General features: G+C 66.4%; 21 protein-coding genes. 7 read left to right on the forward strand and 14 right to left on the reverse strand.

The features are described from left to right. Window positions 1–67: 67 nt before the first annotated feature. Both KLK06_RS01040 and KLK06_RS01045 read left to right on the forward strand, forming a co-directional pair. Entirely contained in the window at window positions 68–1,597 is a 1,530-nt protein-coding gene (locus tag KLK06_RS01040; RefSeq protein ID WP_214633342.1) for a glycoside hydrolase family 10 protein, read from the forward strand. A gap of 20 nt (window positions 1,598–1,617) precedes the next feature. Next, window positions 1,618–2,718: an anhydro-N-acetylmuramic acid kinase gene (locus tag KLK06_RS01045; protein WP_214633343.1), complete on the forward strand. Its 1,101-nt coding sequence runs from the start codon at window positions 1,618–1,620 to the stop codon at window positions 2,716–2,718. A gap of 44 nt (window positions 2,719–2,762) precedes the next feature. Here KLK06_RS01045 and KLK06_RS01050 read toward each other — a convergent pair whose 3' ends face one another. Next, a complete protein-coding gene (locus tag KLK06_RS01050) occupies window positions 2,763–3,410 on the reverse strand; it encodes an FHA domain-containing protein (protein ID WP_214633344.1) in 648 nt (215 codons plus the stop codon). Window positions 3,411–3,591: 181 nt separating this feature from the next. Here KLK06_RS01050 and KLK06_RS01055 point away from each other — a divergent pair, with 181 nt between their 5' ends. The 3 genes from KLK06_RS01055 to KLK06_RS01065 are packed head-to-tail and all read left to right on the forward strand — an operon-like array spanning window position 3,592 to window position 6,268. Continuing rightward, window positions 3,592–4,713, forward strand: coding sequence for a citrate/2-methylcitrate synthase (locus KLK06_RS01055; protein WP_214633345.1), 1,122 nt, complete (start codon window positions 3,592–3,594; stop codon window positions 4,711–4,713). Beyond that, window positions 4,710–5,000 carry a DUF3017 domain-containing protein gene (locus tag KLK06_RS01060; RefSeq protein WP_214633346.1) on the forward strand — a complete coding sequence of 97 codons (291 nt, stop codon included), beginning with the start codon at window positions 4,710–4,712 and terminating at the stop codon, window positions 4,998–5,000. The genes KLK06_RS01055 and KLK06_RS01060 overlap by 4 nt, the downstream gene beginning before the upstream one ends. A gap of 53 nt (window positions 5,001–5,053) precedes the next feature. Next, window positions 5,054–6,268 (forward strand): NADP-dependent isocitrate dehydrogenase, encoded by a 1,215-nt coding sequence (locus KLK06_RS01065; RefSeq protein WP_214633347.1) that lies wholly within the window; start codon window positions 5,054–5,056, stop codon window positions 6,266–6,268. A 77-nt stretch (window positions 6,269–6,345) separates the two neighbouring features. Here the strand turns inward: KLK06_RS01065 and KLK06_RS01070 are convergent, their stop codons facing one another. The 10 genes from KLK06_RS01070 to KLK06_RS01115 form a co-directional block, all read right to left on the reverse strand. Continuing rightward, window positions 6,346–7,488 carry a tyrosine-type recombinase/integrase gene (locus KLK06_RS01070; protein ID WP_214633348.1) on the reverse strand — a complete coding sequence of 381 codons (1,143 nt, stop codon included), beginning with the start codon at window positions 7,486–7,488 and terminating at the stop codon, window positions 6,346–6,348. A 94-nt stretch (window positions 7,489–7,582) separates the two neighbouring features. Continuing rightward, window positions 7,583–7,801, reverse strand: a complete 219-nt coding sequence (locus tag KLK06_RS01075) for an AlpA family transcriptional regulator (protein WP_214633349.1) — start codon at window positions 7,799–7,801, stop codon at window positions 7,583–7,585. Then, complete coding sequence (locus tag KLK06_RS01080; protein ID WP_214633350.1) at window positions 7,801–9,384, reverse strand: YfjI family protein; 1,584 nt, start codon at window positions 9,382–9,384, stop codon at window positions 7,801–7,803. The genes KLK06_RS01075 and KLK06_RS01080 overlap by 1 nt, the downstream gene beginning before the upstream one ends. Then, window positions 9,381–10,265, reverse strand: coding sequence for a bifunctional DNA primase/polymerase (locus tag KLK06_RS01085; protein ID WP_214633351.1), 885 nt, complete (start codon window positions 10,263–10,265; stop codon window positions 9,381–9,383). Before KLK06_RS01085 ends, KLK06_RS01080 begins: the two co-directional genes overlap by 4 nt. Before the next feature lie 26 nt (window positions 10,266–10,291). Next, window positions 10,292–10,507, reverse strand: coding sequence for a hypothetical protein (locus KLK06_RS01090; protein WP_214633352.1), 216 nt, complete (start codon window positions 10,505–10,507; stop codon window positions 10,292–10,294). 140 nt (window positions 10,508–10,647) lie between these two features. Further along, the gene (locus KLK06_RS01095; RefSeq protein ID WP_214633353.1) at window positions 10,648–12,876 is read right to left on the reverse strand and encodes a cell division protein FtsK; all 2,229 of its coding nucleotides are present in this window, start codon (window positions 12,874–12,876) and stop codon (window positions 10,648–10,650) included. After that, a complete protein-coding gene (locus KLK06_RS01100) occupies window positions 12,873–13,265 on the reverse strand; it encodes a hypothetical protein (RefSeq protein ID WP_214633354.1) in 393 nt (130 codons plus the stop codon). Before KLK06_RS01100 ends, KLK06_RS01095 begins: the two co-directional genes overlap by 4 nt. After that, complete coding sequence (locus tag KLK06_RS01105; protein ID WP_214633355.1) at window positions 13,265–14,197, reverse strand: DUF2637 domain-containing protein; 933 nt, start codon at window positions 14,195–14,197, stop codon at window positions 13,265–13,267. The genes KLK06_RS01100 and KLK06_RS01105 overlap by 1 nt, the downstream gene beginning before the upstream one ends. 67 nt (window positions 14,198–14,264) lie before the next feature. Continuing rightward, window positions 14,265–14,585, reverse strand: coding sequence for a WhiB family transcriptional regulator (locus KLK06_RS01110; RefSeq protein ID WP_214633356.1), 321 nt, complete (start codon window positions 14,583–14,585; stop codon window positions 14,265–14,267). A 22-nt stretch (window positions 14,586–14,607) separates the two neighbouring features. Continuing rightward, window positions 14,608–14,775, reverse strand: a complete 168-nt coding sequence (locus tag KLK06_RS01115) for a hypothetical protein (protein ID WP_214633357.1) — start codon at window positions 14,773–14,775, stop codon at window positions 14,608–14,610. A 445-nt stretch (window positions 14,776–15,220) separates the two neighbouring features. On the opposite strand from KLK06_RS01115, the gene KLK06_RS01120 reads away from it, so the two are divergent. Then, window positions 15,221–16,105: a hypothetical protein gene (locus KLK06_RS01120; RefSeq protein WP_214633358.1), complete on the forward strand. Its 885-nt coding sequence runs from the start codon at window positions 15,221–15,223 to the stop codon at window positions 16,103–16,105. Window positions 16,106–16,464: 359 nt separating this feature from the next. Here the strand turns inward: KLK06_RS01120 and KLK06_RS01125 are convergent, their stop codons facing one another. The 3 genes from KLK06_RS01125 to KLK06_RS01135 all read right to left on the reverse strand — a co-directional run bounded on the left by KLK06_RS01125 (window position 16,465) and on the right by KLK06_RS01135 (window position 18,974). Next, on the reverse strand, window positions 16,465–17,265 hold the full coding sequence (locus KLK06_RS01125; RefSeq protein WP_214633359.1) for a phosphotransferase family protein: 801 nt from the start codon (window positions 17,263–17,265) through the stop codon (window positions 16,465–16,467). Window positions 17,266–17,364: 99 nt separating this feature from the next. After that, window positions 17,365–18,054, reverse strand: a complete 690-nt coding sequence (locus KLK06_RS01130; protein ID WP_214633360.1) for a GntR family transcriptional regulator — start codon at window positions 18,052–18,054, stop codon at window positions 17,365–17,367. Between the two features lie 656 nt (window positions 18,055–18,710). Continuing rightward, complete coding sequence (locus tag KLK06_RS01135) at window positions 18,711–18,974, reverse strand: hypothetical protein (protein ID WP_214633361.1); 264 nt, start codon at window positions 18,972–18,974, stop codon at window positions 18,711–18,713. A 147-nt stretch (window positions 18,975–19,121) separates the two neighbouring features. Between KLK06_RS01135 and KLK06_RS01140 the strand changes: the two genes are divergently transcribed. After that, window positions 19,122–19,577 (forward strand): GntR family transcriptional regulator, encoded by a 456-nt coding sequence (locus KLK06_RS01140; RefSeq protein WP_214633362.1) that lies wholly within the window; start codon window positions 19,122–19,124, stop codon window positions 19,575–19,577. Window positions 19,578–19,992 lie beyond the last annotated feature (415 nt).

Consider the following 19,992-nt stretch of genomic DNA (forward strand, 5'->3'; position numbering starts at 1 on the left):
ATTGAATTGAAGGTAATTTTCTGTCATCGTCGCCCTCGACACAACCACTTCCGAGAGGCCATCCCCCATGCCCAGCAGAAGGACGTTACTGAAGGGCCTCGCCCTCGCCGCTGCCGCCTCTGTCGTACCGCTCCCCGCCTTCGCCGCCGACTATGTCCCGCCGTTGCGCCAGATGCGGGGGATGTGGATCGCCTCCGTGGTCAACATCAACTGGCCCTCCAAGACCGGGCTGACCGTCGAGCAGCAGAAGGCCGAATACCTCGCCTGGCTGGACCTGGCGGTGCAGCGGAAGCTGAACTCCGTCTTCGTGCAGATCAGGCCGACCGCCGACGCGTTCTGGCCGTCGCCGTTCGAACCGTGGTCGCAGTGGCTGACCGGCACCCAGGGGCAGGACCCCGGCTACGATCCGCTGGGCTTCATCGTCGAGGAGACGCACAAGCGCGGGCTGGCCTTCCACGCCTGGTTCAACCCGTACCGGGTCTCGATGCAGGCCGACCCGGCCAAGCTGCACCCCGACCACCCGGGCCGCAAGCACCCCGACTGGATCCTGCCGTTCGGCGGCAAGCTCTACTACAACCCCGGCATGCCCGAGGTCCGTAAGTTCTGCCAGGACGCGATCATGGACGCGGTCACCCGTTACGACATCGACGGCCTGCACTTCGACGACTATTTCTACCCGACGAACACCACTGCCTTCGACGACAGCGCCGCGTTCGCCCAGTACGGTGCGGGCTTCCCGGACCTGGCCACCTGGCGGCGCAACAACGTCGACCTCATGGTCTCGGAGATGCAGCAGCGGGTGCGCCAGGCCAAGCCGGACATCGCGTGGGGCATCAGCCCGTCGGGCATCTGGCGCAACAAGGCCAGCGACCCGCTCGGCTCCGACACCGCCGGCGGCCAGTCCTACGACGGCCTGCACGCCGACACCAGGGGCTGGGTGAAGAAGGGCTGGCTCGACTACATCGCGCCCCAGCTCTACTGGTACATCGGGCAGCCGCCGGCCGACTACGCCAAGCTCGTCCCGTGGTGGTCCGACGTGGCGAACGGCACCGGCACGCTGCTCTGGATCGGCCAGGCGGCCTACAAGGCGGGCGACCCGGCCCAGACCGCGCCCGAATGGCAGGTCCCGGCCGAGCTGTCCAAGCACCTCACCCTCAACCGGGACAATCCACCAGTCAGCGGCGACATCTGGTACAACGCCAACGACCTGCGGGCCGACCGGATCGGCTCGATCAGCACGGCCGTGGCCGACCACTACACCCGGCCCGCGCTGGCCCCGGTGCTGACCAGGCTGGCGGGTGGCGAGGCGCCGCACCGGCCGGTGCTGGCGTACGCCCTGCGCAAGCATGATGGGGTGGAGGTACGCGCGGTCGCGACGGATCGGCACGAGCCCTTCCAGTTCGCCATCTTCCGCTTCCCCGGCAAGGCCGGGTCCGGCGCGTTCGCCGACGCCCGCAACCTGGTCGCGGTGGTGCCGGGTGACCGGCAGGTGCGCTGGACGGACCCCGAGGGCAAGCGCGGGGATCACTACTACGTGGTCGCCGTCGACCGGGTCAACCGGACCAGCAAGCCGAGCAACGGCTTCCGGGTCCTCTAACCAGTTTCGGAGGGAGCGCGATGCGGGTTCTCGGCCTCATCTCGGGCACGTCCCACGACGGGATAGACAGCGCGGTCGTGGACTGGTCGCTGGACGGCGGCGTGCTGACCGGCACGCTCGTCCACACCGGCGAGCGGCCGTACGACCCTGGCCTGAGAGCCCGTATCGCGGCCGCGCTGCCGCCCAGCCGGATCGACCTGGGCGAGGTCTGCGCCCTGGACACGCTCATCGGCCAGGCGTTCGCCGAGGCGGCGGCGGAGGGGCCGGCGGCCGACCTGATCTGCTCCCATGGGCAGACGCTGTTCCACTGGGTGGAGGGCGGCCGGGTGCTCGGCACGCTGCAACTGGGGCAGCCCGCCTGGATCGCCGAGCGCACCGGGCTGCCCGTGGTGTCGGACGTGCGGGCGCGCGACGTGGCCGCCGGTGGGCAGGGGGCGCCGCTCGTCTCCTACCTCGACCTGCTGCTCATGGCCGGGCTGCCGGGGCGTACCGGGGCGTTGAACCTGGGCGGGATCGCCAACCTGACCGTGCGGGAGCCGGCCGTCGCCTACGACACCGGGCCCGCGTGCGCGCTCATCGACGCCGCCGCCCCGCCGTACGACGAGGACGGGGTGCTCGGCGCGGCCGGGACGGTCGACGCGGCGCTGCTGGCGGAGCTGCTCGCCGAGCCGTACTACGCGAAGGAACCGCCGAAATCCACGGGAAAAGAGCTCTTCACCCCGGGCTACGTCAAGGCGGACCTGGCGCAGGCCGACCTCGTCGCCACACTCACCGCGCTCACCGCGGAGACCGTGGCGGCCGAGATCCGCAGGCACGGACTCGACACCGTGATCGTCTCCGGCGGCGGTGTGCGCAATCCCACTCTCATGGGCATGCTGCGCGCGCGTGTGCCGCGGACGCGGCTCGTGACCAGTGACGAGCTCGGCGTGCCGGCCGACGCGAAGGAGGCGATCGCCTTCTCGCTGTTCGGCTGGCTCACCGCGCACGGCCTGCCATCGACCGTGCCCAGTTGCACGGGCGCCTCGGGGGCGCGCGTCCTGGGCACGGTGACGCCGGGCTCCGGTCCACTCGCGTTGCCGGAACCCCTCGCCGTGGCACCGGTCGCGATCCGTTTCCTCTAGTGGGCCGCGTTCAGCGGCTCGCTACAGGTAGCGGTCTCCGCACCCTATGAAGCCCTGCGTCCGGCGGCCGTCGGCTGCTGCTCGGCCGACGTCCCCGACCGCTGTGGTGGCACCACGGGGGTCGGGCGCACCAGGCCCAGCGCGACGACCTCGTTGGCCAGTCGCGTGCGCCGGTTGGTGCCCTCAGGAATGCGGAACTTCTGGTACAGCCGCAGCAGGTGTTGCTTGACCGCGGCTTCGGTCACGACCAGGTCGTCGGCGATCTCGCGTGCGGTCGCCGGGGCGACGAACGCCTCATCCGACAGCGCCGGTCTGCAGAGCGAGGTCAGCACATCGACCTCGCGCCTCGTCAGCTCCGGCGCAGCGGCCCTGCGCAGTTCGACCTCGGGGGTGAAGTCCTCTCGGGGGACTCCGCCGATACGACCGCGCGCCGCTCCGAAGGAGACGACGTCGCCGTCGTCAAGCACCCTCCGGGCGATCGGCCTGCCGTTCACCCGCGTGCCGTTGCGGGACAGGCCCAGATCAACGACGTACAGGTAGGGTCCTCGCCTGACGAACTCGGCATGGAGTCGAGACACACTCGGGTCGGTCAGCCGGATGTCTGCGCCCCGGCCCCTCCCCACCGTTGTGATCTCGGGGCGCAACGGGACCACCTCGCCGGTGTCCTCGATGCGTATGAACGGCCCCTCCACGGCAGTTCCTCCCCAGGTAGCCCGCCGTAACTATTACTACAGCTCCGGCTTACCCAAACGAGGGGATGCGGAATCGCCTTTGCCATAAGGAGAATCCGGCGTGAAATTGGTCTGGACCTTCGCGGACGGTTTTGCCAGCTCACAGGTAGACTTCGGGCGGAGATATGCGGAGGAAACACTCATGGCGGACAAGCCCACGAAAGGCCTGGCCGATGTCGTAGCCGCGTCGACAGCGCTCAGCGACATTGACGGGAAGGCCGGTCGCCTGTTCTATCGCGGATACGACATCCACGATCTGGCCGGCCGCGCGACGTTCGAAGAGACGGCTCACCTGCTGCAGCGTGGCAAGCTCCCCAACCGGGACGAGCTGGACAGGTACGGCCAGGAGTTGGTCCGGGGACGCGAGCTCGGCGCGCTGGTCTCCGCGAACATCTCGGAGATCGCCGAGAAACAGAAACCGATGGAGGCCCTGCGCACGCTGGTCTCACTCGCCGGCGCGGACGATGCGGACAAGGACTCCACCGCCCCCGAAGCGAACCTGCGCAAGGCCGCCCGCCTGACCGCGCAGCAGCCCCTGCTGGTCGCCCGCTACCACGCCGCCCGCAACGGCGCCGAGGCCCCGGAGCCCGACCCGGCGCTGAGCATCGCGGCGAACTTCCTTCTGCAGGTCACCGGGCGCGCTCCCGCCCAGCGCGAGGTCGAGCTCTTCGACACCTGCCTGGTGCTGCACGCCGACCACACCATGAACGCCTCGACGTTCGCCGCCCGCGTCTGCGCCGCGACCCTGTCGGACATGCACTCGGCCATCGTCGCCGCCATCGGCACGCTCAAGGGCCCCCTGCACGGCGGCGCGAACGAGCAGGTCATGAAGACCCTCGAATCGATCTCGCCCACCGGGGTCGCGCAGGCCGTCCGCGAGAAGCTGGCCGCCGGCGAGAAGATCATGGGCTTCGGCCACCGGGTCTACAAGACCGAGGATCCGCGGGCCACGCATCTGCGCAGGATGTCGCAGGAACTCGCCGAATCGACCGGCGACGACACCTATTATCGGATGTCCAAGGAGATGGAGGAGGTCGTCTTCGAGATGAAGGGCCTCTATCCCAATGTCGACTTCTACGCGGCATCGGTCTATCACTATCTCGGCATTCCGACGGACCTATTCACGCCGGTCTTCTCGATCAGCCGCATGTCCGGCTGGACCGCGCACGTCATCGAGCAGCACGCCGACAACAGGCTGATCCGGCCCGACAGCGAGTACATCGGTGAGCGTGACCAGAAGTGGAAGCCGATCGAGGAGCGTTGACGATTTCTAAGGAGAGCTGGGGGCCGTACCCGCTGATCCTGGCGGGTGCGGTTGTCGGCGTTGTCCTGATCTTTCTCGTGGATCCGCGGTGGGGCGGGTTCGCGCTGGGCGCCGCCATCATGGTGGCCGCCGCGCTCCGGTTCGCCGGGTACGGCGGGCTCGCCGTACGCAGCAAGAGGACCGACGTCATCACGCTCGGGGCGTTCGGATTCGTGCTCGTCCTTACCTCGCTGATCTTGGCGAACGACGAGCTCAAGGGGATCATCATGTCCCTTTTGGCCCGGTGACCGGGCAGTCCGATAGCCTCAATGTATCGATTTATTGAAGGGGAACCATTCGCATGCCCAAGATCAAGGTGGAGGGTCCGGTCGTCGAGCTTGACGGCGACGAGATGACCCGGATCATCTGGCAGTTCATCAAGGACCAGTTGATCCTTCCCTACCTCGACGTCGACCTGAAGTACTACGACCTCGGCATCGAGCACCGCGACGCCACGGACGACCAGGTCACGATCGACGCCGCCAATGCCATCAAGAAGTACGGCGTGGGCGTCAAGTGCGCCACCATCACCCCGGACGAGGCGCGTGTCGAGGAGTTCGGCCTCAAGAAGATGTGGCGGTCTCCCAACGGGACCATCCGCAACATCCTCGGCGGCGTCATCTTCCGCGAGCCCATCATCATGTCGAACGTGCCGCGGCTCGTCCCGGGCTGGACCAAGCCGATCGTCGTCGGCCGTCACGCCTTCGGCGACCAGTACCGGGCCACCGACCTGAAGATCCCGGGCGAGGGCAAGCTGACCCTCACCTTCACCCCGAAGGACGGCTCCGAGCCGGTCGAGCTCGAGGTCTACGACTTCCCGAGCAGCGGTGTCGCCCTGGCGATGTACAACCTGGACGACTCGATCCGCGACTTCGCCCGCGCCTCCATGCGTTACGGCCTCGCTCGTGACTACCCGGTCTACCTCTCGACCAAGAACACGATCCTCAAGGCGTACGACGGCCGGTTCAAGGACATCTTCGCCGAGGTCTTCGAGACCGAGTTCAAGGCCGACTTCGAGAAGGCCGGCCTCACCTACGAGCACCGCCTGATCGACGACATGGTCGCCGCGGCGATGAAGTGGGAGGGCGGTTACGTCTGGGCCGCCAAGAACTACGACGGCGACGTCCAGTCCGACACCGTCGCGCAGGGCTTCGGCTCGCTCGGCCTGATGACCTCGGTCCTGATGACCCCCGACGGCCAGACCGTCGAGGCCGAGGCCGCCCACGGCACGGTGACGCGTCACTACCGCGAGCACCAGAAGGGCAACCCCACCTCCACCAACCCGATCGCCTCGATCTTCGCGTGGACTCGTGGCCTCGCCCACCGCGGCAAGCTGGACAACACCCCGGCCGTGACCGCGTTCGCCGACGCGCTGGAGCAGGTCTGCATCGAGACCGTCGAGAGCGGCCTGATGACCAAGGACCTGGCACTGCTGGTCGGCGGCGACGCCAAGTGGCTCACCACCCAGGACTTCCTGGCGGCGCTGGACGAGAACCTCAAGAAGAAGATGGCCTGACTGTCGAATACGGCCTCTACCTGCGGCTACGCCGCGTGGTAGAGGCCGTTTCGCTTGTCTGGGCCGTCTGTGGGCCGTCACGGCTTCGGATCGGGCGCGAACACGGCGGCGACGGCCTTCCGGGTACGCTCCTGGCTGCTCGGCATGAGGTGGGTGTAGGTCCGCAGAGTGAAGCCCGGGTCGTGGTGACCGAGGTACTCACTGAGGGCCTTGATGTTCTCTCCCGCGTCCAGGAGCACTGAAGCGTAGAAGTGCCGCAAGGCGTGCATGCCGTGTTCGCGGGCGGCAGTGTGACTCTCACCACGTTTCCGCTCGGGGATCACTCCGGATGCCACGAGCGCGGATTTCCAGTGGACGTTGTTGAAGCTCGGGCGGCGTACCAATTCGCCGCTCTCTTGGGTGAAGATCAGACGCTTGGTGACCAGAGGCCCGTCTGCCGTTCCCCAAGGAAGAGTGATCTCGACCGGCGGGAAGCGCTTGATGTGCGCGCGAACTCTGTCGGCAACAGGTCCCGGTAGCGGAACATCCCGGAGCTTGCCGCCCTTGGGCGGGGCGAAGACGAGCCTGCACTCGCTGTACTTGAGCTGCTGGACGACATGCAGCGTGTCCGAGTCGAAGTCGAGCTCATCCACGTCCACGGCGAAGATCTCGCCCTGACGCAGCCCGCATCCGCCTCCGAGGTCCACCATGGCCTGGAATCGCTCCAGCAAGGCGGTGCGCACGGCGAACACGCGCTCAGCAGGCCAGGGCACGACGCGCTTGGTCTCCACTGCCGGCGCCTTCACAGAGCGCGCTGAGCAGGGGTTGCGGGCGAGATGGCCGTCATCTACCGCCGCGTTGAGCACGGCGCGGACGTTTGAGTAGATCGTCTTCGCGTACGAACCTCGCACGCCGTTCTCTTCGAGCTGCTTCACCCAGGCTCGGATGTGTCCTGGCTGGAACGAGCCGAGGGGGCGGGCGCCGATGTAGGGGAAGGCGTGGATGCGCAGCTGCGAACCCATCGATGCCCGGGTATTCGGGTCACCAGTGCGTTCGGCGAGCCACTGCTCGGCGAACTGACGAAAGGTCACGCGGGCCGCGCGTGGGTCGATGTAGTGCCCGCGTGACATGTCTGCGGCGATCCCCGTCAGCCATTCTTCAGCCTGGCGCTTCTGCCGGTCGGGGAAGGACTGGCTCTTCTCCGTACCATCCGGCCCGACGTACCGGGCGCGGTACCGCATGCCCGAGCCATGCCGGTCAGTACGCACGCGCACGGGCTTGCCGTCGGGGCCGTTGACCGTCTTGAACCAGCGGTCCTGAACGTGTCCGGCCATCTCAGTTCACTCCAGCCCGGGTTTGATCGGCGACCCATGCGAGTACGGCGGCGAGGTCATAGCGAAGGTGACGGCCAACCCGGAAGCCAGGAGGGCCAGTGTGCTTCCGTCGCCACTGGTAGACGGTCTCCAGGGGTATGGCGAAGAGATCGGCGAGTTCATCGGGCGTGAGGAACCGCGGACTGGAATCGGTCGAGTGGAATCGCTTGGCGACGGCCATCAGCCTGTGGTCCTTCCGGTTCCGTGCTGGTGGAGACTGGGGTGAACGGCGTAGGCCGGGGATGGGCGCCGGCCGGGGCCGGTGCGGGGTGGTTCCGGTTCGCGGCGGATCCAGCCGTGCTGCTCCAGCAGGTCGAGCGGGGCCTCCAACTCCGTGACCTTTCGGAAGCGGCTGCGTGGGAGGGCGGTGAAGGCCTCGCGGACGGTGAAGCGCTCGGTGCGGGTGCGGTGGAGCCAGGCGTGTACGACGCGGGCGGCTTCCACATCGGGGTCGGCGCCCATGGCGTCGAAGGTGGCCAGGGCGTGAGCGGTGAAATAGCTGCCGAGCTGGATTGCCGCGTTCACCGTGTCGGTGCTGATCGGCCGACGCCAGGCGCCCTCAACGTCGGTGGCCAGGTGGATCAGTCCGGCCAGGCGCATGACCGCGCCGTCGAACTTGCCTGCCCAGTCCGTGATGTGGCCCAGGTCTCCGGAGTCCGGCCGTAGGCGGCGTTCGGTGGTGCGGCGGTGCTCGGTGAAGGCCTCGGCGGCATCTGGTGACAGCACGAGCCGGGCGGGATCTTCCCAGCCGTACAGGTCCACCGTGAGCCGTTGCAGGTTGGCGTCGTAGCGGGCGGCGACGGCCTCGGGGACGGGTGGCGGGTCCACTCGGCGGTATCCGACGTTGCTCTTGGGCAGGCTGTACAGGATGCGTCCGAGCAGGCCCTTTCCCCGGAATCCGGGCATGCCCGCGATGTCGGCGACGATTTCGGGTTGGACGGCCAGGCCCATGGTCAGGGCGGCGTGATCGACGTGTTCGCTGCGGCCGCGTCGATCGACGATGAGCGGGTCTCCGGCGTGTCCTTTGAGGAACAGGTCCAGGTTCGGTGTGCCGGAGTAGCGTCCTGCCAGGGTGGCGAAGATGCCGCCCTCGGCGGACAGTACGGCCAGGCGTCCGCCTTGCTCCACGAGGATCGTGGAGGCCGTTTCCGGGGTGATGTCGTCGGCCATGAGGCGGGGCTTGACCGGGATCTTGATATCTTCTGCGGCCAGGGCGGCGCTTTGGGCCTCGGCGATGGCATCCGGTGCGGCCTCGCCGCGTGCCGAGCCGGCGGTGCGGGCGGCTTTGTCGGCTGCCTCCACGGCCAGCCGCCGGGCTACCTCGGCCTCGGTGATCTGTGGGCTGATGCGGTCCAGCAGGGAGCTTTCCGCGCGGGCCAGGGGTGCGGTCATGGCCCGGAACACGGCGGATTTGCGTGAGCCGGGCGGCATGGCCACCAGCACGAAGAGGTTGACCGGTTCGATCCAGGAGCCCCGGACATTGACCACCGCGCGCCCACCTGCGGCGGTGGACAGGGCAGCGAGGCTGACGCAGCCTGCCAGGTCAAGCGGCGTCTGAGTCTCTTCGGCTACCGCGCTGACGTGCTCGGCAACCCATCCGGGGAGCGCCTGCACGGGAAAGGGCGGCAGCTCGCCTCGCTGTCCGAGCGGTGCGGGGGTGTCCCATACTGGCGGTGCGTTATGCAGTTCGGTGAGCTGGTCGGCGGCGCCGAGACTGGTCAGGATGGCTTCGGCGGTTGTCCGGTGTCCGTTGAGGGTGGTCATGCCGCTGCCCTCCGGGGATGACGCAGCCCGGAGTCAAGTCCTGAGCGGATGGTGCCAAGCGCCTCGCCTGCACTCAGTCCGATGGCCTCGGCAGCGGCTTGCAAGCACTCTGCGGCGAGCTGACGCGGTAGGAGGCCGGAGCCGGTGAGCTGGCCCAGGGCGAACGCTGCGGCGTTGAGGGTGTCGTTGCGGGTGCCAGGTACGGCGGCGAGGACGTATTCGACCTCACCGCGCAGGGCCGTCATGGCGTAGCCTGCGGCGCGGTCTCCGCAAATGGCGTCCACCACGGCTACCCGGTTCGCCGGCGGTGGGGGCGCGAGGCGGTCTGCGAGCCAGGTGGGCATCGGCGCGGGCGAAGGGTTGTGCAGTACGTCATAGGAGCCGGTGCCGTCCGGCAGCTCTACGAAGCTGCCGGGGCCGACGACGTATCCGCCGTGGGCGCGGGTGTCGATTTTCCAGCCGAGTTTGCCCGCGCTGTTGCCCAGGCGGCCCTCAGTCGGTGCTGTGAAGTACAGGTGTGTACCGCCGCGCCTCGTACGGACGGTGAAGGTGTCCAGCGGTAGTGGCTGCTGGGCCTGTTCGCACAGGACGGCCAGCACGTCGGCCCCCTCGGAGAGGCCGGGGCGCGCCCATTCGAGCGGCGGTTCCTCGCCGGGCTGTGGAACGTCGAGATCGAGCACCACCAGGCCCGAGGGGCCGCAAGCGATGCCGATGTTGAACGGGCCGCGTGCCCACATCCGGCGGATGCGCTCGGGGTCGTTGGTGGCGTGCCGCTCCCAGGCGGTGAAGCCCCGTAGCGGGCGCTTCTGGCTTGGGCTGAGCGGGAAGACGTGCCAGCCGCGAGCGGCGGCGCTGAGGGCGTACAAGGTCAGGTCGTGCATGTGGATCTTCTCCAGGGGTGAAGTCATCAGGAGCCGTCGCGGTGGAGGCGGCGGGCGTAGACGTAGAGCTGCCAGCCGAGGCGAGGCCGCATGCCGGTGCCGTCGCAGGCGCGGCATGTGCGGTTCTTGCCTCCGGGGCGGCATCGGGTGCAGGTGCCCCAGGGCGAGGCGAGACAGAAGCCGATATAACCGAGAGTGACGATCAGTAGGCAGAGGACTAGAAGGGTGATGGCGGTAGCCATAAGGGGCCTCCAGGGCCGTTTCCGGGGTTTCCGCAGATGGAGGTCTAGGCGCTAGAGCACAGGTGGGCTGCCGGTTCTGGCTCTAGGAGGGCCTCTAGGCCTAGAGGTCGCTGCCTCTAGGCCTAGAGGCGATCGCACCGCTACGAGGCGACCCCGCGCCCCTTCTTGCTGTCACGTTCCGTAACGGCTGTGGCGACGTCGTCGCGGACGATGCCGATGCGGTTGGCGCCCTTGCCGCCACCCTCGGGCGTGCCCCAGACCTGGCCGGTCTTGATGCCGTACGGCTTGAGCGCGGTCGTGAGCTGGGCCGTCTTCGCGCCGCCCTCCAGCGCCGCCCATACGCCGTACGCGTCAGGCCGAAGTTCGGCCAGGCGATCCACGATGACCTCGTTCCATACCTTGGTCTCCGAGGGTGGAACCACGGCCAGGACGTCGGCCAGCAGATCGAAGGTGGGCGCGTTCCGCTCGGGGGTCTCGCCGAGGGCGTGCCCGGACAGCGTGCCCGCGCTGTGGCGCAGGGCGTGGGCACGGTCGGCGATGCGCTGGGTGGCGGGCGTGTCGAGGTAGGCCGACTTGACCACCTTGGGCATCGGTGTCGCGCCGACCAGGTAGCCGGTACCGGCATCGCCCCCCTTGGACGGGGGACCGGGGACGAACATCGTGGCGCGGATGCCGTTCTTGTACGCGCTGGTGCCGAGGATCATGTCGTTCTCAAGCTGGCCGGCGACTCGCAGGCAGAACCGGATGGTGACGTTCGCGCTGATGCCGGTGGGCAGGCTGTCCTTGTCCGGGCGCTGGGTGGCCAGGACAAGGATCACGCCGAGGGCGCGACCGAGTTTGATGATGAACTCGGCATCCTGGCCCGCCTTGTCTCCGTACTCGGAGTGGGCGAACAGGTTCTGGCACTCATCGAAGACGGCCACCAGCGGATGCAGTCCCAGCGATCGCTTGTCGGCGATCTGACGGGTGACCTTTTTGTCCGGGCATAGGTCCGCGGGCAGCGCCTTGAGCGCGGCGGCGCGGCGCATGACCTCCCTGCGCAGCAACGTCAGGGAATCGGCGGCGTACGCAATGGCCTCGTCTTCGATACCGGAGACGTAGCGGTGGCAGTTCTTCTCATGCGGGTCGAGGTCGCCGGTGCCCTTCAGTTCGTGAATCCACAGTTCAGCCGTCGGGTCCAGGGCCGCGCCGGAGGCGAGCACGCGAACCGAAGCGGTCTTGCCCTGACCCGGCTGCGAGCCGATCAGGATGTTCTGTTCGATCACCGGGACGGTGATGGGGCGGCCTCGCGGGTCGCAGCCGAACGGGATGCCCTTGAACACATCGTGGCTGCCAGCCTTGACCAGCGGCGATTTCACGACGGTCTTGGCCAGGTCCTTGTCTCCGACCCACAGGATCAGTCGCCCCTCGTGGATGGAGGAATCACCTTCGGGCCAGATGCAGCCGAGCGGGCGCCGCAGCGCTCCGGACATCCGGTCGCGCTTGTCGAGGACGTCGCCCACGGTCACGCCGTACGGCAGGTCGATGTCGGCTCGCCAGCCGGGGCCGTCCCTGGTGATAGGGGCGACGAACCGAACGGCGTCCTTGGGGTTCTTCGCGATGGCCTGGTTGATGCCCGCGATGCCGAGCACGGTCAGGGAGCGGATGACGATGTCGCTGGTCAGCTTCTCCACGGAGGTCGGAATGACGGCGCGGTTGATCAGCGGGCGGTCGGCGGGTTTGCCCAGGATGCCGAGGGCGATGGCGACAGCGAGCGTTGCCCACTGCGCGGCGTTGGGCTGGTTGGCCGCGATGATGGCCGCGACCAGCAGTATGAACAGGGCGACGATGGAGAGGAAGGTGCGCAGCCGTACGCGGGAGTCCCGCTGCCTGCTGAGCTTCAGGTACGCCTCGGGGTCGGCCTTTTGGACTGCGGCCAATCGTACGGGCTCGCCCTCCAGGTCGAAGGTCCACTTGACGATGCCGCTCACCAGGCGGACGAACCCGCGCGGCGCCCGTATCGTCAGCCGTCCGCCATATAGCGGCAGGCGAGCGAGCTGGTATCCGGTCACGTGCAGATAGTGAAGGCTGACCCACCTGAGCGTTTCTACGGCCTCAGCGCGGGAGCGCAGCCACAGAGGGACGATGGGCTGCCGGGTGCGCGCCTTCTCCTCCAGGGTGGTCCGCCAGCCCGGTCCGCTGGTGTCCGGCTGATCCACGCGGGCGGCTTCGCCTTCACGGACCGGTCCGTCGATCGCCTCCTGCTCCGACCGGTCGGCGGCGGACTGGTACGGGTGACGTCCGGCGCGGGCGGCGTCCAGGTTGACGATCTCCGCCCCCTCGTCGTCCGACCGGTCCGGGTCGTTGTTGGGGTTGTCTTGATGGGTCATGATGTGTGCACCTCGTCTGACTTGCTGGTCGCGGGGTCGTGGGACGCGGTCGTTGTCTTGGCGGATGAGGCCGCGTCCCATGTGGCGGTCAAGGACGATGGGCGGTCGGACCGCTGCTCGTCCGGTCGGTCTTGGGCGGACAGGTCGTGCGGTCCGTCCGCCTCGGTGATCCCGAGTTCGGCGCGCCAAGAGGTGGCAAGCAACTCGATTCGGTCTTCGGGGAACGGACGCTCGGTCAGCACTTCGGCCAGCAACATGGCGGTGATGGCCTGGTTGCGGTCGAAGGTTCGTCCGGGGTACCCGGTGACGGTCCAGCGGCGGTCCTGGAGTTCGGCCACGTTCGGGCAGGCGTCGGACGTCATGCGCGTGTCGGTGATGCTCAGTCCCATCAGGCGGCCTCGTCGTCCTGTGCGTCTGCTGGATGAGCTTCGGTCTTCAGATGCGCCAGGAGCACTCCCGCGCGATCGGTCGAGATGCTCTGGCCGTGGCTGCGGATGGCGTCTCGCAGCCGGTCACGGGTCAGGGGCTCGCCTTGCGCCTTAAGGTCAGCGGCTACGCGTCGTCCCAGTGGCACGAGGTCGCCCAGGCTGGGCTGAGGCTTCTTGAGAGCGGCGCGGTTGGGTGGCGCGGCCGGCGGTTGGTCGAGCCGTACGGCATGTGCCTGGATGCGGATGTTGTTGGGGGTGAACTCGCCGAGGCGGTACAGGGCGCGCTCACGGCGGGTGGCCTTCCAGCGCCAGAGCAGGCCGTACCGGTCCTGGAGCTCTGTCTTGGCCACGATGCGCTCGCGTTCACGTACGAGGGCATCGGGGTAGCTGCGGATCTCCCAGAGCACCATGCGGCGCCACAGGGAGACGGTCGCCACAGGGGCGAGCAGCCAGCGAGAGCGCCGGATCCCGTCCATGCGATCGGGCTCGGCCAGGTCGGCGCGTCTGCGGATGACGTGGGCGCCGATCTCGATGGCGATGACCCACAGCAGCGGCAGCAGGGCATGAGCCACCACGGCGAACCAGTCGAGCGCGGTGAGGTAGGTTGCGATGTTGAGGTAGATCGTGGCGGCGGTCAGCATCCACGGGATGAATCGCAGCCAGCTCAACCGCATCCCAAGGCGGGCCAGCACGATGTCCAGCGCGCTGAAGACGGCGATACCGAGATCAATGCCGAGCGGCACCGTCCAGGCGAACCATCCGAACGAAGGGGCAGCCGCACTGGCAACGCGCTCGAAGCTGTTGACGAAGCCGAGGAGTCCGAGGGCGCCGGTTAGGGCAGCGGTGACGGTGATGGCCGTCTGTTCGCCCTGGGTCAGTGGGCGGGTGGTCATCGCTTGTTCTTCCTAGGCGAGAAGTGCGGGCGGCGCTCTGCCGCCGGTCGCTTGCTGCGGTTCGTCATCACGCCACCTCCAGGTCATTGAGCGCGGCCATCTGCTGTGCGAGTTCGGTGGGCGTACGGCCAGCCCAGATCCCCGAGGTCGGGCGGATCTCCATCGCGTACAGCTCGCAGAACATCAGGGCCGGGCAGGTGGCGCAGATTTCCCGAGCGACCGATTCGCGGGCGGCGCGCTCCTCGGAGGTCTCGATGGTCAGCCGCGGGCCGGTGTGCAACTCGGGGTCGTAGGTGCATTCGGGGAGCGGCGTTCCGTCCTGCGCACGCCAGGCCGTCTCGACTTCGGCGAGCGACATGCGTGCCGGGTGGTTCGTGTTGAGTCCCATTGCCGGGCTCCTCTCTCTTCGGTCAGCTGTTGATGGTGTGGACGAACCGGGCGAAGGACTCGGAAGCGCTCATGACCAGGTGCGCAGCGGCCTTGACCATGGAGGCCGCGCCCTCGGGGTCCTTCAGGGCGTAGAGGGCGGCACAGATCGTGAGGACGGTCGGGAGCACCTTTCGCGGGCGGACGAGCATGGGAGTCCTCTCGGCTCGCGAACCTGTTGAGCAGGTCCTGTGAGATATAGAACATGTATAGCTACACAGAGTCAAGCCATGGGGACCGATCGTGTTGGGATCCGGCGGCTCTTGGCTCGCTCTTGTTGACTCAAGCCTTCCTCGCGGAGGCCTGGGGCAACACTGTGCTCGTGGCCGGGACTGAATGCACAGGGGGTTCTTATGGGGGGTGATTTAGGCCTTGAGCTGGAGAAACGTGAAGGCGGAATTCGCGTAAATGTTGGTCGTGGTGACCTTGTTTGCGACATGATTGCCAAGGCGCGCACGTGCGGAGGTGAGAATGTCCCGAATGCCCAATGTGGGGCTTGCTGATGCCATGCGGCGTGCAGATTGTTCTAATTCGGGACTTGCCTCACGGGTGCGGCAAGTTGCGCTAGAAGACGGCGTAGGCCTGAGTTGTACGCATGTGGACGTCAAGCGATGGCTTGATGGTGTTAAGCCACGACCTGCTACTGCACGGTTCATCGCGGAGGCCCTCAGCAGGAAAGCCGGCGTGACTTTCACAGTCGACGACATCGGCCTAGCCAGTGTCGTAACGCCGGATACGCTTGAGCGCACACTGGCGCACGGCGGCGGGATGTCTGATGTTGGAAGCCGTCTGCTGGGCCTTACGCGCCGAGACCTTGCTGACGATCCTGCCGCCCTTGAATCCGTAGTCGTGCCGGATGCTTGGGGAGAATCCCTTATCGCATGGCTGCTATCTCGCCCTGAGCCGCTTCACGTTAGAGAGCACGCGAGACCGTCTGTTGGAAAGTGGGATGTTGAGGCCATCCGTGCGACCACAGAGCTGTTCGCCAACATGGGTTTCCAGTTCGGTGGAGGGCACGCGCGCTCGGCTCTGCTTCAGTATTACAACCGCGAAGTCGTCCCGATGCTGGATGGCAACTTCAGTGAGCCAGTCGGGCGGGAGTTGTATGCGGCGGCGGCTGAAATCACGGAGCTGGTTGCCTGGACGGCGTATGACCTTGGCCGGCATGGGCTTGCCCAGCGGTATTTCCTTCAAGGCTTGCGCCTTGCTCAGGCGTCTGGTGACCGCATGATGGGAGGCTTGCTTCTTGCCGACATGAGCCATCAGGCCAACTACCTGGGTAGGTACGACCAGGCCGTACAGCTTGCTCGTGCTGCTCAAGAGGGCTGTAGAGGAGCGGCGACAGCCACGCCCATGGCACTGTTCTTCGCGATGGAGGCGAGGGCGCACGCGGGCAACGGGAACGAGGTGGCGTGCGCGCGAGCGCTCCTTGAAGCGGAAAGATTCTTCAGCAGACGGAACCCGGACGATGACCCTTCCTGAGTTCGCTACTTCGATGCGGCGGAACTGGCCAGCGAGGGGGCTCACTGCTACCGCGATCTCCGGAAACCGTCGCAGGCGCTGGAGTTCGTAGCTCAGGCTGTTGACCTCTGCGATCCGATGTACGTGCGGACGTTGTCCTTTGATCGCCTGGTCCAGGCGGCGACCTTTGTGCATATGAAGGAGCCATCGAAGGCAGCAACTGTTGCACTAGAGGCAATTGCGCTCGCCGGAGCTCTCAAATCTGAGCGCTATCTGCGATACATTCGAGATCTCAAGGCCGACCTTGCGGGTTACGACTGCGAAGATGAAGTTGCAAGATTCAATACTCTTGTAGCGGAGAAGTACCCTTCAGTAGGTGCCTAGAAGGGGCGCCATTGCCGAGGCGCATCCGGGTTCTGAAGGCAGAAGAGGCGGTTGCGGAACTCTGTCGCGATGGCTTGGTCTTCATCTACGTTCTGCATGAGCCATGTCGTCATCTTGAGTTCGTTGATGTCTCTGAGGACGGGGTAACCATCCCAGGCTAGGACATCGAATCCGTAACGCTCGGCGAATTGGTCATATTCGGCGCGAGTACCCCATCCCAAGGAATGCTCGATGGCTGTTACGGCAAGGTCTGTCTCTGGAGGGCCGAACGCGAAGCGCTCAAGATCTATGAGCACTGTTGTGCCGTCGGTAGCTTTGATGAGGTTGTCCGAATGCGCGTCGCCATGAACGGCGCACGAAGGGAGAGGAAAGTCCAATGCTATGTAGGCGGCCTGAAGCTCGTCATGCCTCTTCAGGAGCAGTTGCCGGTCCTCTTCGGTGAGGACGCTGGCCGCAGCGATGCGCTCTGAGACGCGCCCGAGGATGTTCAACTCTGGCAGTGCCAGTCCCGCGGGGACCGGTATTCGATGGAGGTCGCGAAGAACCATGGCCAGGTCAACAAGACTCGCGCGAGAGCCGCTGTCTGGGATGAGGTGCCAGAGGGTTACCGGCTTGCCTCTTACGATGAGTGGTTGGACGTGCTCGGTTGTCCGCCCTGCCGGAAGCCCTGCCTCGCGCAACCAGGTCGAGACCGCAACCTCCTTGCGGGCGTCATCGAGGACGTCGAGGCTGCGAGCGATCCGCACGACCACCTGTTCGGCTGTCAGAGCGAACAGGGCGTTCTCGCCGAGGCGCATGAGCCGAGCATCCTCACTCGCCAACCCCGCGATGCGACAAGCCTCATGAAGGGTTGCGTGCGCTTCCTGGGAGGTGAAGGGGAGTGTGGGTGCAGTCACCTAAGTACCTTCTGGTCGTGACTTAACAACACGGCCTTTCCCTGGTCTCTTCTCGACTATCCCTTCCGCTTCTAGCAGCGCGAGAGCTCGCCTGATGGTGATGCGGCCGACTCCTTGCTCTTGGGCCAGCACGTTTTCCCCGGAAAGAACGGAACCCACGGCGAGCTCGCCGGATCCGATTTCCCTCCGGAAGTGGTCGGCGACCTCGTCGGCACGTGTACGCGCGTGGTCAGCCCCACCCACGAACCATCCTTTGCCGTGGATGGAAGAGATCAGTTGCTCAGCGGCCAGCATCTGAAGGGCCTGACGGGCCGTACCCTTCGATACCCCGAACTCGTCTGCCGTTGCCCCCTCACCGGGAAGTTGCTGGCCAGGGAGAAGCTCGCCGCTCTCGATGCGCTTGCGGAGCGCCTCGGCAATCGTCTCGTACTGGCTGGAGGTTGCACGGCGGGCATCTGTGGGGCTGTTGCTGACCACACGGCGCCCACGGCCCGCCTCGCTGACCACCAGTCCTGCGCGCTCCAGCTCGGCGACGGCTTGGCGGATCGTGCCTCTTGCCACTCCGTACGTGCGAGCTAGCGCGGCCTCGGAGAGCAGCATGCTGCCAGCCGGCGGATCGCCTTGCTTTATGTGGCTGCGGATGTCCTCGGCTATCCGGACGTAGGTGGGCTCATCCTTAGCCTTGCTCATCGCGCTCCCTCGCCGAGGCACATCGTCTCTAGGGTAGGGCGGATACCTGTGGTCCTACGAAGGATCGCGGCTCAACGTTCTCTCAATCCCTTCCCGCAATGGGACTGGCGGACGCCGGATCGCTCTTCCCGCGAGGTTGAATCTTCTGAGAGCGGCGTGGCGACGCCTTTCAGCAGGGCGAAGAACCCGCATGCATGCCAGCGGGAAGACGTGCCAGGGGCTGTTGATCGGGCTGTGCCCGCACAATCCGCAGAGCCTGCGCTACCCCTCGGGAGCGCATCGGCGCGCCCCTCCGAAGCAGCCCTGGGGGCTCGCGATATGCCGCAGAAAGCCGCAGATTCTGATCACGGGATGGCGTGAATGGACTCGATCAAGCCGCATGCCCTCGACGTGTTCGGGGGTTGTGGCCTGCGGCGCGAGCAGCCTTTTGACGGTGCTCCATCTCATGGAGAACGAGCAGAACATGCCATACGTGACGCGCCGTTCGATAACGGCCTCTAGCCGTCTCTTCGTAGCCCTCCGGTTGCTTGGGACGGAGGATCAGGAACTCTCCCCCGTGGCACGCCCATTCGTAGGCTCCACAACACGAAGTCTCCGTGACCCGGATGCGGTCACTCCGGGAACGCTGGAACGGCTCCCACGGCGGTACGAGTGGGTCAGAAAAATTGGTCACGGCGCGTTCCTTCATCGGCGTACTGCACGAGGTAGCGGTAGACGGTGCGTCGGCTCCGTTGCCAGGTGCACTTGAAGGCCAGGTGCAGCGGTGACTCGGCGACCAGCTCCGGCAGGATGCGGAAGGCGATTTCGTCGGTCGTGAGTTTGGGCAGCGGCCTTGCGTGCCAGCCACCGTCAGCGGTGCGCCATACGTAGAAGCGCCTGAACGCCCCGCGCAGGTCGTGGCTCGCCAGGGTGTCAAACATGGAAGTTATGTGGCGTTGATCTTCTGTCATCATATTTGGGTGATTTGTGAATCAAGAATTAGTCGGAAGCAACGTTTCTCCACGTTAACGCTGGGGCCTCATAGCCACAAGGCTCATGGCAATATGGCCCTGTGAGACTCAAGTACTGTGATCGACTACAGCTCCGGTGTGCCGGTGTATCGGCAGGTCGCCAACGCGATCCGCAGCGAGATCACCTCTGGTCGCTACGCGCCGGGAGCGTGGTTGCCCTCCGAAGCGCAGTTGGCGCAGATGTACGGAGTCGGTCGCGACACGGTGCGCGAAGCTCTCGCGTACCTGCGTGCGGAAGGCCAGATCACCACGGTTCGCAAGCGGGGCTCGATGGTGGCTGGTAAGCCTACGCGCGAGCCGTATCATGTCCCCGTCGGGGCTCGCGTGATCACACGGATGCCGACGCCGGAGGAACGGCGGGACCTGGCCGCCCCTGGCGAGCTACGGGAGTTCGGGGGCCTTCCCGAGGGAGTGCCAGTCTTCGAGATCACGCCGGGGCCCCGTAAACACCGCCGGGTGCTGCGCGGTGATCGCGTCGAACTGGTCTTCAACGCTCAGTTAACGGACGAGTGATCACTCGCCACACGAGGTAATCGTTTCTGCGGAATATAGCGGCGATTCGCGGACGGTTTAGTGGCAGGTCTGTTGCGGCCTGAGGCCTCGTGGCCTGCCGTTACCTGTCCAGTCTGTATTCTGCGGATTGTGCTAGGCATAGAGGTTGGCGAGCGCACGCGGCATCGGCTGCATGCGACACGGCGTAACGCACCAGCCGCCACAAAGTAGGATCCTGCGCTTGTCGCCGTTTGCGCCATGGCCAGTGGGTAGCTCCCCGCTGCTCTCATGTGCTCGCTGCAGATGATCATTGAACATCTGCAGCGCCGCTGGCGAACGATCCTGGGCTCATATGGCTGGATGATCCGTCGGTTCTTCGCCTCTCGTGCGCACACGCGTCGCCATATGGGCGTGATCATGAGGAAAGTTGCAATCC

The organism is Nonomuraea sp. NEAU-A123, from assembly GCF_018603905.1.
Taxonomy (GTDB): Bacteria; Actinomycetota; Actinomycetes; order Streptosporangiales; family Streptosporangiaceae; genus Nonomuraea.